We start from the raw sequence: 13,133 nt of genomic DNA, 5'->3' as shown, positions 1-13,133 counted from the left end.
TCAGGACAGTGCCGTGAGTCCCGGCGCGAACGTGATCAGCAGCGGCAGCAGCGGGACCAGTGCCGCCACCGTCGTCGTCAGGGCCCGGTGCCGGCGGAGCAGGCGTGGTGGGGGCTCCAGGAGGCGGTCCACGCGTTCGCCGAGGAGGCGGCGGCTGGAGGCGCAGGACAGGACGCCGCGGTGCTGGTTCAGCTCGATCAGGGCCAGGGCGGTGGTGAGGTGGCCGCAGCGGCGGGATGCCGCGTCGTCGGCGGCCAGTTCGACCAGCCGGTGCGTCTGGTCGCAGAAGTGGGCGAAGAGCGGGACGTGCGGGAAGCCCGTGGCGAGCGCGGTGGACAGGTGGAGCAGCCAGTCGTGGTGGGCGCGGGCGTGGCCGCGCTCATGGGTGAGGACCGCGTCCAGCTGATGGTCGGTCAGGCGGTGCAGCGCTCCGGTCGTCACGACCAGCTGGGGCGGGTGGCCCGGCATCCACCAGGCGTCCGGGTACTCGTCCTCCAGCACCAGCATCGGCCCGCGTGCCGCCGGCAGTCCCGCGGGCAGGTCGGGGGCGCGTTCACGCAGATGCGCCCGGGTCTGGCCGCGACGGCGGCGGGCCTCGGCGATCTCCCGGGCGAGCATCGCGGTGGTCCAGGCGGCTCCGCAGGCCAGCAGCAGGGTGAGGGCGACGGCCCAGACCGGGGCGGTGGAGAGGTCGTACGCGGCGGTGACGGCGGGCGGCGCGGGGGCGAAGACATGGTCGCGGACGGTGTGGAAGACCGCCGCCGCGCCCAGCACGAGCGCGGTCAGACAGCACAGCAGGACCGTGGCGACCAGGCACTGCCACACCCACAACGCGACCACGGGATCCCGCTCGGGCCAGGCGGCCCGGGTCAGCGCGCGCGGCGCCGGTACGGCGGCCGTCAGGGCGACGACGCTCAGCAGGAGCAGGCAGACGGTCATGCCGGGGCTCCGGTTCCTGGTCGGAGACGGGTGCGGGTGCCGGGTGGTGCGGAGGCGGTGCACGGGGGCGCATCTTCTGGTGCGTGTCCCGTCAGTATGACGGGACGGGCGGCGCGAGTGTCAGGGTCGAGCAGCGATCGTCTCTTCCCCGACCCTCGTGGCGTGTTCCCGCTGAGCCGGTTCCCGGCTCCCGAACGCGCCCCTATGCGCGCAGCGCCGCCCGGACCGCCGCGGTCACCTGCTCCTCCGTCGCCCCGAGCGCCCGCGCCTGTCCCACGAACCCGTCGGCCAGTGCCGCGAGTTCGGCTGCCGGGTCCGGGCGGTCGGCCGGGGCCGGCAGCGGGGCCACGCGGGTGCCCGCGCCGCGCCGTGTCCGGATCAGGGAGGCCGCCTCCAGCTCGCGGTAGGCGCGGGCCACCGTACCCGCCGCCAGGCCCAGGTCGGCCGCCAGCTGCCGTACCGTCGGCAGCCGTTCGCCCTCGGGCAGGCGACCGGTGGTGATCAGGGCGGCGAGCTGGGCGCGGATCTGTTCGTAGGGCGGGACGGGACTGGTGGTGTCGACCCGCACGACCGCGCCGTTCACCGGCGTTCCCCCGAGCCCGGCCGGCGGAGCGCCCGCCGGCGACGGTCACCGGCGGCGGACCGGCGCCCCCACGACGCCCGCGGGGAGCACACCGTGACCAGCGTCCACGGCACGGTCGCGAGCGCGAGCGTGGCCAGCGGCCACAGCACCGCGTTGGCCACCGTCCCGGCGGTGCCGTCGCAGCTGATGTCCATCAGTGCCCCGGACGCCGTCGAGGCGGCGCCCAGCAGGGAGGCGGACACGACCAGTCCCCAGGCGGCGACGACGGCGAGGCTGCGGTCGCGGCGGGACTGTTCGTCGCCGGGCCGGGTCGCGATCCGCCGCAGGGACCAGCCGCAGGCGGCCGTGGCGACGGCCAGGGAGGACAGCATCGGCAGGCCGTAGTGGAAGCCGGGCCAGGGTGTGGCCGACTGGGTGACGCCCCGGCAGGTCGCCGTGAGGGCGCGCCCCGCGTGCCCCAGGTCGTCCGGTGAGGCGATCGCGCCCGCCACCACGAGCAGCACCACCAGCGCCCCCGCGAGGGCCAGGAGCAGCCAGGTCACGCGCGGCGGCACATAGGCCCGGACGCGGCGCGGGGCGAGCCCCGCCGTGCGGACGGTGCCCTGAGCCGGCGGGGTCAGCGCGTCGCCCGCCAGGACGCCGGCCACCGCGCACAGTCCGAACGCCGGGATGGCGTACAGCACCCCGTCGCCGTGGTCGAGCGAGGACAGCCAGCGGCCGACGAGCGCGCCGACGATCAGGCCCGTCCAGCGGGCGTAGCGGTCGACGGGCACGCGGGACGCCGGAGCCGTCGTACCAAGGTCGGCATCAGCCATGACAAACCCCCGTGAAAGTGAGCATCTTGTACTCACCGCTTGTATCAAGTGGTGAGTACAAGATGGCATCACGGCGGACTTGTGTCAATTGCTTGATACAAGTCTCGGCCCGTCCGGTGCAAAGCTCGGCCCGAGACGACCCGGAACGGGGCTCAGCCCGAGACGACGCGGCCGCTGACCTCCCCGAGACCCACCCGGCCCCCGTCCGCCCCCGGCGCCCACGCCGACATCGTCACGACGTCGCCGTCCTCCAGGAACGTCCGCTTGCCGTCCGGGAGTTCGAGCGGGTCGCGGCCGTTCCAGGTCAGCTCCAGCAGTGAGCCGCGCTGGTTCTCCGCCGGGCCGCTCACCGTGCCCGAGCCGTACAGGTCGCCGGTGCGCAGGGAAGCGCCGTTCACCGTCATGTGGGCGAGCTGCTGGGCCGCGGTCCAGTACATGCTGGAGAACGGCGGCTCGGACACCACATGGCCGTTGATCGCGACGGAGATCCGCAGGTCGTAGCCGCCGGGCTCGATCTCCGGCGCGGCGTCGTCCAGGTAGGGCAGCAGCGGGTGGGTGCGCTCCGGAGGAGCCACGCGCGCGTGCTCCAGCGCCTCCAGCGGGGTGATCCACGCCGACACCGAGGTCGCGAAGGACTTGCCGAGGAACGGGCCGAGCGGGACGTACTCCCAGGCCTGGACGTCCCGCGCCGACCAGTCGTTCAGCAGGCACAGCCCGAAGACGTGCTCCCGGAAGTCGCCGAGCGCGACCGGCCTGCCCAGCTCCGAGGGCACGCCCACCACGAAGCCGACCTCGGCCTCGATGTCCAGCCGGATCGAGGGGCCGAAGACGGGTGCCGGGTCGGCGGGGCCCTTGCGCTGCCCGGACGGCCGTACGACGTCCGTGTCCGACACCACCACGGTGCCGGAGCGGCCGTGGTAGCCGATCGGCAGGTGCTTCCAGTTGGGGGTCAGGGAGTCCTCGGCGTCCGGGCGGAACATCTGGCCGACGTTCCGGGCGTGGTTCTCGGAGGCGTAGAAGTCGACGTAGTCCGCGACCTCGAAGGGCAGGTGGAGGGTCACCGACGACAGGGGGTGGAACAGCGCTTCGATCGTGGACCGGTGCGAGGGCACGGTCACCCACGCCGTCAGCGCGCGCCGCACGTCCGACCACGCCGTGCGCCCGGCCGCCAGCAGGGGCGTGAGGGTGGGCTGCGCGAGCAGGGAGACGTACGGCGAGCCGAGGGCGGCGGCCGCGGCGCCCGCGTCGAGGACGTGGTCACCGAGCCGAACGCCGACCGTCCGCTCCGTGCTGCCGGAGGGCGAGAACACGCCATAGGGAAGGTTGTGCGGACCGAAGGGGTCGCCCTCGGGGACGTCGAAGGGGGGCATGGGGTACTGCCTCGCTCTCATCCGGGCCATGCATGGCGGTGCGTTCCATGTGGTCGCGGCACACGTTACGGCCGAGTCGGGACCACATGGAACGCACCGCCAGGCGTTGCTCGAAAGGTTGCTCGGACAGTGTCTAAAGAGTTCGCAATGTCCGAATAGCCCTTGTGGGAGGCGGCAATTCCGGCTTAGCGTCCTTTGGGGGACACGGACGGGTTGGGTCCGGTCCGTAGGGGGGACACGTGGGGGGACCCGTGGCCAGAAGCACCATCGGCATGCCTTTCGAGGCGGACCGTGACGTGCCGGGACTGATCGTCAAATTCGGGGACTACCCGCTGCACCACGGCGGTGTCGGCGCGATCCGCAGCCTGGGCCGCCTCGGCGTACCGATGTATGCGATCACCGAGGACGCCTACACGCCCGCAGCCGCCTCTCGCTATCTCGAGCGGGCGTTCGTGTGGCCGACGACCGGCGCCGAGGACCCGGGCCGGCTGGTCGAGGGCCTGCTGCGCATCGGCCGCCGGATCGGCCGTCCGACCGTCCTGGTTCCGACGGACGAGGAGGCCGCCGTCCTGATCGCCGAGCACCAGGACGATCTGGCCGGTCCCTTTCTCTTCCCGCGTGTCGACCCCGCGCTGCCGCGCCGGCTGGCCAGCAAGCAGGGCCTGCACGAGCTGTGCGCGGAACACGGCATCGCGAGCCCGGCGGCCGCGTTCCCGGAGTCGTACGACGAGGTCGTCGCCTTCGCCGACACGTCCCGCTTCCCTGTGGTGGCCAAGAACCGCGAGGCGTTCGTGCGGCGCAGCCGGCCCGCCGTCAACGGCACCACGAGGATCGCCACCCGCGAGGGCCTGCTCGCGCTCGCCCGGGACTGGGGCGAGCAGCCCGGCGTGATCCTGCAGGAGTACCTGCCGAGGGAGGAGGCCGAGGACTGGATCGTGCACGCCTGCTTCGACGCCGACGCCAACCCGCTCGCGCTCTTCACCGGAGTCAAGGTCCGCTCCTGGCCGCCGCACGCGGGCATGACGGCGAACGCCTACGTCGTCGACAACCCGGAACTCGCCGACCTCGCCGCGCGTTTCGTCAAACAGATCGGCTTCACCGGCATCATCGACCTCGACCTGCGCTTCGACCGGCGCGACGGACAGTACAAGCTCCTCGACTTCAACCCGCGCATGGGCGCCCAGTTCCGGCTCTTCGAGAACGAGTCGGGCGTGGACGTCGTACGCGCGATGCACCTGGACCTGACCGGCCGCGCCGTACCGGAGGGGGAACAGCGCGCCGGCCACCGTTTCGTCGTGGAGAACATCGACCTGCCCGCCCTCCTCGCCTACCGCCGCAGCGGCTACACGACGCCGCACGCGCCGGCGAAGGCGAGCGGGACGGAGCTGGCCTGGTTCGCGGGTGACGACCCGATGCCGTTCCTCACGATGCTCGCCCGGTTCGTGCGCCCGGGCGCGAAGCACCTGTATCAGCTGTGGCGCACCAGCCGGCGCGGCAGCAGCACCACTCACACCACGAAGTAGGCAAGGCCACGGAAGTGGCGCACCGCGTCCTGGGGAGGGACTTCGTGATTCGACCGGTTGCAGTCATCGGTGCCGGGCCGTACGGCCTGTCCACCGCCGCCCATCTGCGGGCGCGCGGCATCCCCGTCCGCATCTTCGGCGACCCCATGGTCAGCTGGCGCGACCACATGCCCGAGGGCATGCTCCTCAAATCGACCCCCGCCGCCTCCAGCCTCGACTGCCCGCAGCCCGGCCACACCCTCGCCGACTACTGCGACGCGGCCGGTGTCCGCCGGCTGGTGACCGACGAGGACATCGTCCCGGTGGAGACCTTCATCGCGTACGGCGAGTGGTTCCAGGAGAAGCTGCTGCCCGGCCTGGAGCAGGTCCGGGTCGTCTCCGTGGACCGCGACGAGAGCGGAGGGTTCGAACTCAAACTGGACTCGGGGGAGCTGTTCACCGCCCGCGCGGTCGTGGTCGCCACCGGGCTGTCCGGGCTGGCCCATCTCCCGGCGGAGCTGGCGGCAGCGGCGGCCGACGGTCCGGCGCTCACGGGCCCGGTCTCGCACAGCTCCCAGCACCACGACCTCACCCGCTTCGCCGGCAAGGAGCTGATCGTCGTCGGCGCCGGCCAGTCCGCACTGGAGACGGCCGCCCTCGCGGCCGAGTCCGGCGCCCAGGTGCGCGTGGTCTCGCGCGGCCGCGGCCGGGTCGCCTTCGGCGCCCCGCCCTGGGCCCAGCCCAGGCTGCGCCCCGAGTCGCCCTTCGGGCGTGCCTGGTCCCTGTGGGCGCTCAGCTACTACCCCCAGCCGTACCGCTTCCTGCCCGCCCGCACCCGCCACTACCTGGTCCGCCGGGTCCTCGGCCCGCTCGGCGCCTGGTGGCTGCGCGACCGCTTCGAGGGCAAGGTGCAGGTCGAGGAGGTCGAGCGGGTGGTGGGCGCCGAGGCCCCGGGCGGCAGTCCGGTCCTCACCGTGAGCACCCACGTCGGGCGCACCGAGCGGCTCTCGGCCGACCACGTCATCGCGGCCACCGGCTACCGCGTGAACATCGCCGCGATGGACTTCCTCGGCCATGGGCTGCGCACCCGGCTGGCGGTGAGCCGGGGCGCGCCCAGGCTGGGACCCGGGTTCGTCTCCTCCGTCCCGGGCCTGTACTTCACCGGCCTCCCGGCGGCGTCCTCGTACGGCCCGGTGATGCGGTTCGTGTGCGGCACGGAGTTCGCCTCGCCGCGTCTGGCCGGGCATCTGGCGGCGGCACACGGCTGAGCGGCGGAAGACGCCGTCCCGCTCACCCGCGGGTCCGATCGCGTCAACTCCACCACCATCAGGGGCCCCGCAGGGGCCACTTGAGGCCGAGGAGCACACAAGTCCGGGAACTCCAGGGTGAGTCGGCGGGGCGTGGGATCCGTATTCTCTGATCATGGCCGCACCCCCCGCATACGCACTGATCGCCACCGACCTGGACGGGACGCTGCTGCGCGGCGACGACACCGTCTCCGACCGGTCGCGCGCCGCGCTCGAGCGGGTGGCGCGGGCCGGCGCCCGGCACCTGGTGGTGACGGGCCGCCCGGCCCCCCGGGTGCGGCCCCTCCTGGAGGGCCTCGGCAGCACGGGACTCGCGGTGTGCGGGCAGGGCGCGCAGGTCTACGACGCCGGCACCGACCGTCTGCTGTGGTCGGTCCGGCTGGACCGGGAACTGGCCGAGACCGCGCTCGGCAAGATCGAGGCCGAGGTGGGGCAGGTCTACGCGGCCGTCGACCAGGACGGCGTGGACGGGCTCACCCTGATCGAACCGGGGTATCTGATGCCGCACCCGACCCTGCCCGCCGTGCGGGTCGGCCGCCGCGACGACCTGTGGTGCGAGCCCATCAGCAAGGTGCTGCTGCGCCACCACACGCTGTCCGACGACGAGTTGGCGGAGACCGCGCGCGCGGCGGTGGGCTCGTTGGCGACGGTCACGATGTCGGGGCCCGGGACCGTGGAGCTGCAGCCGTGCGGGGTCACCAAGGCGACGGGGCTGGCGCTGGCCGCCGAGTACCTGGGGATCGCCGCCGACCGGGCCCTCGCGTTCGGCGACATGCCCAACGACATCCCCATGTTCGACTGGGCCGGACGAGGTGTCGCCATGGCCAACGCCCATCCCGAACTCAAGGCCGTCGCCGATGAGATCACCACGTCGAACGAGGACGACGGCATCGCCGTCGTCCTCGAAAGACTGTTCCCGACCGACTGACCGGGCTATCAGCAGGGCCCGCCGTGGGCGCCGGTCAGTAGGCGCCGAAGACGTTGTCGATCGACCCGTAGCGCGCGGCCGCGTAGTTGCAGGCGGCCGTGATGTTCGCGACCGGGTCGTAGATGTCGAAGGACGTTCCGGCCACGTGGTACGCGTTGAACGTCGGGTCGATCACCTGGAGCAGGCCCTTGGACGGGATGCCCTTGGCCGCGTTGGAGTCCCAGAGGTTGATGGCCGCCGGGTTGCCCGACGACTCGCGGATGACGTTGCGGTAGATGCCGTTGTACGTCCCCGGGATGCCCTTCTGAGCCATGATCGCGAGCGACTCGCGGATCCAGCCGTCCAGGTTGTTCGGGTACCCGGCGAGCGTGGTGGCCGCCGTGCTGGCCGTGGGGGTGGCGGCGGAGGCGCCGGTCGCGCCGATGAGCGGGAGGGCGAGCACGGCGGCGCCGGTGCCGATGACGGCGAACTTGCGGACGAGGCGGTTGGTGCGGGTGCGGCGGGGCAGAGCGGCAGCAGACATGGGGACGTTCCTCTCCGTCGCCTGCGAGGTGAGCTGTCGGGTTCGGGCGGGGAGGTGCCCGGCCGTACCTCTGGGGGGAGGTACGGCTTCACCCCTAGCCGTCCCGGTGCGACATGCGTCGTCCGGTCCGGCGGCTTACCTGGGTCCCCCGCTCCTGCCGTACGAAATGAGTTCGTCGATGGGTGGTGTCAGACGCGGCAGGATTCGGCGTTCGTCTGACTGGCCCGGAAGCTATGCGACAGCACATGTCCGAAACAAGTACTGAATTCACCCAATGAGGCAGTTGACCTTGATCTATTCCCAATGGGGTACTTGATCCTTTGCTGTTGCCAACGCTCAACTGGCCGATGCGGCAAGGGGAGAACGCGGTGGCGGCCAATGGCTGATTCACGGACCCGCGTGACCCAACTCACGAAATGGCAAAGGGTATCAAATCAGACATGGGGGATTCGGGAGATTTGCTGAGTATGGCGCAAAAGGAGTACTCCGCGCGCCGTGCGGTTCGCGACAAATCGGACGAGATCCTGTTAAGTCGTTGTGTACCAACACTTATCAGATGATCAAAAACATACTGGCCCTGATCCGATACCGCCCGGGCTGGACCGGTGGGCGCTATCGGTGATCGAAACAGGACCGGATACGCTGACTTGAGTGATGGCAACGACCTATCGACAAACCGTGTAATCGCCAGCAGACACCAGCAGACAGGAGACCCCTCGTGACCGTCGTCGGGCCGTTCGGGCTGAGCGTGCGGGACCAGGCTCTGGAAGCCGATGTCCAGGCCGGATTGGCGGCTGTCGAGGAAGGCTTGCTCGAAGCCACCAAGAGCGAGGTCCCGTTCATCACGGAGGCCGCGCAGCACCTCGTCCGGGCCGGCGGGAAGCGGTTCAGGCCGCTGCTCGTGATGCTCGCGGCGCAGTTCGGCGACCCGTACGCGCCGGGCGTCGTGCCGTCGGCCGTCGTCGTGGAGCTGACCCACCTGGCCACGCTGTACCACGACGACGTCATGGACGAGGCGTCCGTGCGGCGCGGCGTGGACAGTGCCAACACCCGCTGGGGCAACTCGGTCGCGGTCCTCACCGGCGACTTCCTCTTCGCCCGCGCCTCCCAGATCCTCGCCGACCTCGGCCCCGAGGCGGTCCGGGTCCAGGCCCTCGCGTTCGAGAGGCTGGTCACCGGGCAGATCCTGGAGACCGCGGGCCCCTCGGACGGCCGCGACCCGGTCGACCACTACCTGGACGTGCTCGGCGGCAAGACGGGCTCCCTGGTGGCCGTGTCGTGCCGCTTCGGCGCGATGATGTCCGGCGCCGACGAGACGGTCGTCGACGTGCTCACCCAGTACGGCGAACGGCTCGGGGTCGCCTTCCAGCTCGCGGACGACGTCCTGGACATCGCCTCCGACTCGCACGAGTCCGGCAAGACCCCGGGTACCGACCTGCGCGAGGGCATCCCGACGCTGCCCGTGCTCCGGCTGCGCGAGCGGGCCGCCCGCCTCGGCCTGGCCGAGGACATCGCGCTGTGCGAGCTGCTGGACTCCGACCTCAGCGACGACGCCCGGCACGCCGAGGCGCTGACCGCGCTGCGCGCGCACCCCGCGCTGGAGCAGGCCCGCCGGGACACCGTCCGCTACGCAGAGGAGGCGCGGGCGGCACTGGCCCCGCTGCGGGAGTGCGACGCCAAGGCGGCGCTGCTCGAGCTGTGCGACGCGGTGGTGCACCGGGCCGGCTAGCCGCCCGCACACCTGACCCGACGGCGGTGTCTCCCGCACGACCCCTACGGGTCGGGGGAGGCACCGCCCTCGTGTGTCATACCGCAGGCGTACACGGAGTTGGCTCCGTGGTCTGACGCTTCCTCACGGCCGATTTGGTCAGATGGAAACCACGGAAATCACCACTCCTCACCGATTCGGGTGAGAATGGCGGCTCAGGTGGACCAGTGTGGGGACAGCCGCCGCCGACGACGGAGGTAAGGCACAGATGGCACCGTACGAATCCGACGAGGCAACGGGCGCCGGACAGGGCGAGGACCTGCCCACCGGACGCCGCAAAGCCGCCCGGTACGTGGTCCCGGTCGCGGTGGTGGGGGTGGCGGCGGCCACGATCGGGCTGGTCCCGGCTCTCGCCGACTCCGGCTCCCCCGATCTGCCGAAGATCACCGCGCAGCAGCTCATCGAGAAGATCGCCAAGTCGGACGTGCAGCAGCTGTCCGGCACGGTGAAGGTCAGCACCGACCTCGGCCTGCCGAACCTCGGCGGCCTGGAGAGCAGCCTGGCGTCCGGGGCGGCCCGGGGCGGCGACGGCTCCTCCGCCGACCCGAAGTCCAAGCTCACCGAGCTGGTCTCCGGCACGCACACCCTGCGCGTGGCGACCGACGGCCCGGACCGGCAGAAGCTCTCGCTGCTGGAGAGCGGCTCCGAGTACAGCCTCATCCACGACGGCAGGAACGTCTGGGGCTACGACAGCAAGAGCAACGAGGTCTTCCACGGCACCGCCGCCGACTCGGGCAAGGAGCACCGGGCCGAGCCGCCGGCCACGCCCAAGGGCTTCGCCGACGAGGCCCTGAAGTCGGTCGACGACACCACGTCCGTGACCGTCGACGGCACCGCGCAGGTCGCCGGACGCGACGCCTACAAGCTGCTGATCAAGCCCAGGCAGTCCGGTTCGACGGTCGGCGCGATCAGCATCGCCGTGGACGCGAAGACGGGTATGCCGCTCAAGTTCACGCTCACCCCGAAGAGTGGCGGCGCCGCCGTGCTCGACGCGGGCTTCACCCAGGTCTCCTTCGCCAAGCCGGCCGACTCCACCTTCGACTTCACCCCGCCCAAGGGTGCGAAGGTCACCGAGGAGAAGAAGGAGGCCAAGGCTCCCGGGCACACCCCGAGGTCCGGTGAGGACTTCACCCAGGGCCTGCAGGGTGCCAACGTGCTCGGCAAGGGCTGGACGTCCGTCGCCACCTTCGACACCGGTGCCAAGGGCGGCATGCCGTCCGGCTCCGAGGGCGGCGCCTTCGGCGGCTTCCTCGGCTCGCTCGGCGACCACGTCTCCGGGAAGTTCGGCAAGGGCACGGTCTTCTCCACCCGCCTGGTCAACGCGCTGATCACCGACGACGGCAAGGTGTACGCCGGCGCGGTCACCAAGGACACGCTGGTCAAGGCGGCCGACGAAGCGAAGTAACCCTTCCGGGGTACGGCACACGACGAATCGAGGGAGCCGATGGGCGAACCGTCCGCCACGGAGCAGGACTCGGGGGAGGCGCCTGCGCATGTCATCGCCACGCGCGGCCTCACCAAGCGCTACCGCGGCGGACAGCTCGCCGTCGACGGTCTCGACCTGACCGTCCCGGCGGGCAGCGTCTTCGGCTTCCTCGGCCCCAACGGCTCGGGCAAGACCACCACGATCCGCATGCTGATGGGTCTGATCGAGCCGACCTCGGGCACGGCCCGTGTCCTGGGCCGCCCCATGCCCCGGGCCGGCCGTACCGTCCTCCCGCAGGTCGGCGCGCTGATCGAGGGCCCCGCCCTGTACGGCTTCCTCTCCGGCCGGGACAACCTGCTGCGCTACGACGCCGCCGACCCGACCGCGGACCCGCGCACCCGGCGGACCCGTGTCGCGGCCGCCCTGGACCGCGTGGGCCTCACGGCCGCCGCGGGCAAGAAGGCCAGGGCGTACTCGCTCGGCATGAAGCAGCGCCTCGGCCTGGCCGCGGCCCTGCTCCAGCCGCGCAGGCTGCTCGTCCTGGACGAGCCCACCAACGGCCTCGACCCGCAGGGCATGCGGGAAATACGCGCCCTGATCCGGGAGTTGGCCTCCGACGGCACCACCGTCTTCCTCTCCTCCCACCTCCTCGACGAGATCGAGCAGGTGTGCACGCACGCGGCGGTGATGGCACAGGGCCGCCTGATCACGCAGGGCGAGGTGGCCGACCTGGCGGCCGGGGCGCGCGGCCGGCTCGTGGTGACCACGCCGGACCCGGGCGAGGCGGCCCGGCTGCTGAAGGAACAGGGCGTCGGGGACGTCACCGCCGACGGCGACCGGGTGACCGGCGAGCCTCCCGAGCGGGACCTCGCCGAGATCAACGCCGCCCTGGTCACGGCGGGTGTCCGGGTCCGGGGCCTCACACTCGAACGAGCCTCCCTGGAGGACGCGTTCGTGGCACTGACGGGAGAGGGATTCGATGTCGCGGGCTGAGGCCGAGGCACTCCGGGCACCGGCCGCCGCAGCCGGCCCCGGCCGTCCGAACCCCCTGTGGACCTTCGGGCTGCTGCGCAGCGAGCTGGTCACCACCGTCCGCCGCTGGCGCACCCTCGCGCTGCTCGGGGTGCTGGCAGCGGTGCCGGTTCTGGTCGGGATCGCGGTGCGGATCGAGACGCGGGGCGGCTCGACGGCGGGCCGGGGCGGTGGCGACGGGCCGGCGTTCATCGCGCAGATCACCAACAACGGCCTGTTCCTGGTGTTCACGGCACTGGCCGCGACCCTGCCGTTCTTCCTGCCGATGGCGGTCGGCGTGGTCGCGGGCGACGCGATCGCCGGCGAGGCGGGCGGCGGCACCCTGCGCTATCTGCTGGTCGCCCCGGCCGGCCGCACCCGCCTGCTGCTCACCAAGTACACGACGGTCATGGCCTTCTGCGTGCTGGCCACCCTGGTCGTGGCCGTCTCCGCGCTGATCGTCGGCGCGCTGCTGTTCCCGCTCGGCGACCTCACCACGATCTCCGGCACCCGGATCAGTTTCGCCGAGGGCCTCGGCCGGGCGCTGCTGATAGCCCTGGTCGTCGCGGCCTCGCTGGTCGGCGTCGCGGCCCTCGGCCTGTTCGTGTCGACGCTGACCAACAGCGGCATCGCGGCGATGGCGACCACCGTGGGCCTGCTCATCACCGTCCAGATCCTCGACCAGATACCCCAGCTGCACGCGCTGCAGCCGTACTTCTTCCCCCATTACTGGCTGTCCTTCGCCGATCTGATGCGCGACCCCGTCTACTGGGACGACCTGGTCAGGAATCTCGGTCTCCAGGCGCTGTACGCGGCCGTGTTCGGCTCGGCGGCCTGGGCGCGGTTCACGACGAAGGACATCAACACCTAGGTGTATTGACCCGCAGCGTTGTTCACTCGGCTGATCGGGGGCTGGCCTCCGAGTGCGGTGTGGCAGCGGTGGTGGTTGTAGGTGTGGAGA

Annotated in this window: 12 protein-coding genes and 1 riboswitch; of the genes, 7 read left to right on the top strand and 5 right to left on the bottom strand. The window is 71.8% G+C overall.

The genetic code is table 11. The features are described from left to right. The 4 genes from FB157_RS35410 to fahA all read right to left on the bottom strand — a co-directional run bounded on the left by FB157_RS35410 (position 1) and on the right by fahA (position 3,707). The gene (locus tag FB157_RS35410) at positions 1 to 939 is read right to left on the bottom strand and encodes a M56 family metallopeptidase (protein WP_145884823.1); all 939 of its coding nucleotides are present in this window, start codon (positions 937 to 939) and stop codon (positions 1 to 3) included. A gap of 202 nt (positions 940 to 1,141) precedes the next feature. Beyond that, entirely contained in the window at positions 1,142 to 1,522 is a 381-nt protein-coding gene (locus FB157_RS35405; RefSeq protein WP_145884822.1) for a GntR family transcriptional regulator, read from the bottom strand. Next, positions 1,519 to 2,337 carry a hypothetical protein gene (locus FB157_RS35400; protein ID WP_145884821.1) on the bottom strand — a complete coding sequence of 273 codons (819 nt, stop codon included), beginning with the start codon at positions 2,335 to 2,337 and terminating at the stop codon, positions 1,519 to 1,521. Before FB157_RS35400 ends, FB157_RS35405 begins: the two co-directional genes overlap by 4 nt. Before the next feature lie 152 nt (positions 2,338 to 2,489). Then, a complete protein-coding gene (fahA, locus tag FB157_RS35395; RefSeq protein WP_145884820.1) occupies positions 2,490 to 3,707 on the bottom strand; it encodes a fumarylacetoacetase in 1,218 nt (405 codons plus the stop codon). 272 nt (positions 3,708 to 3,979) lie between these two features. On the opposite strand from fahA, the gene FB157_RS35390 reads away from it, so the two are divergent. The 3 genes from FB157_RS35390 to FB157_RS35380 all read left to right on the top strand — a co-directional run bounded on the left by FB157_RS35390 (position 3,980) and on the right by FB157_RS35380 (position 7,444). After that, positions 3,980 to 5,230 carry an ATP-grasp domain-containing protein gene (locus tag FB157_RS35390; RefSeq protein ID WP_145884947.1) on the top strand — a complete coding sequence of 417 codons (1,251 nt, stop codon included), beginning with the start codon at positions 3,980 to 3,982 and terminating at the stop codon, positions 5,228 to 5,230. 44 nt (positions 5,231 to 5,274) lie between these two features. Further along, positions 5,275 to 6,477, top strand: a complete 1,203-nt coding sequence (locus tag FB157_RS35385; RefSeq protein WP_145884819.1) for an FAD-dependent oxidoreductase — start codon at positions 5,275 to 5,277, stop codon at positions 6,475 to 6,477. Positions 6,478 to 6,631: 154 nt separating this feature from the next. Continuing rightward, the gene (locus FB157_RS35380) at positions 6,632 to 7,444 is read left to right on the top strand and encodes an HAD family hydrolase (RefSeq protein ID WP_145884818.1); all 813 of its coding nucleotides are present in this window, start codon (positions 6,632 to 6,634) and stop codon (positions 7,442 to 7,444) included. 34 nt (positions 7,445 to 7,478) lie between these two features. On the opposite strand, the gene FB157_RS35375 is transcribed toward FB157_RS35380, so the two are convergent. After that, complete coding sequence (locus tag FB157_RS35375; protein ID WP_145884817.1) at positions 7,479 to 7,967, bottom strand: transglycosylase SLT domain-containing protein; 489 nt, start codon at positions 7,965 to 7,967, stop codon at positions 7,479 to 7,481. A gap of 5 nt (positions 7,968 to 7,972) precedes the next feature. Continuing rightward, a riboswitch (cyclic di-AMP (ydaO/yuaA leader) is annotated at positions 7,973 to 8,187 on the bottom strand. 498 nt (positions 8,188 to 8,685) lie between these two features. Here FB157_RS35375 and FB157_RS35370 point away from each other — a divergent pair. The 4 genes from FB157_RS35370 to FB157_RS35355 all read left to right on the top strand — a co-directional run bounded on the left by FB157_RS35370 (position 8,686) and on the right by FB157_RS35355 (position 13,043). Continuing rightward, positions 8,686 to 9,696 carry a polyprenyl synthetase family protein gene (locus FB157_RS35370; RefSeq protein ID WP_145884816.1) on the top strand — a complete coding sequence of 337 codons (1,011 nt, stop codon included), beginning with the start codon at positions 8,686 to 8,688 and terminating at the stop codon, positions 9,694 to 9,696. Positions 9,697 to 9,943: 247 nt separating this feature from the next. Continuing rightward, positions 9,944 to 11,140, top strand: a complete 1,197-nt coding sequence (locus FB157_RS35365) for an outer membrane lipoprotein carrier protein LolA (RefSeq protein ID WP_145884815.1) — start codon at positions 9,944 to 9,946, stop codon at positions 11,138 to 11,140. Between the two features lie 39 nt (positions 11,141 to 11,179). After that, complete coding sequence (locus FB157_RS35360) at positions 11,180 to 12,154, top strand: ABC transporter ATP-binding protein (RefSeq protein WP_145884814.1); 975 nt, start codon at positions 11,180 to 11,182, stop codon at positions 12,152 to 12,154. After that, positions 12,141 to 13,043: an ABC transporter permease gene (locus FB157_RS35355; RefSeq protein ID WP_145884813.1), complete on the top strand. Its 903-nt coding sequence runs from the start codon at positions 12,141 to 12,143 to the stop codon at positions 13,041 to 13,043. Before FB157_RS35360 ends, FB157_RS35355 begins: the two co-directional genes overlap by 14 nt. Positions 13,044 to 13,133 lie beyond the last annotated feature (90 nt).

Source organism: Streptomyces sp. BK340 (genome assembly GCF_007827595.1).
Taxonomy (GTDB): domain Bacteria; phylum Actinomycetota; class Actinomycetes; order Streptomycetales; family Streptomycetaceae; genus Streptomyces.
Note: the sequence above shows the minus strand (reverse complement) of the source record. Positions and strands in the feature narration are given on the sequence as shown.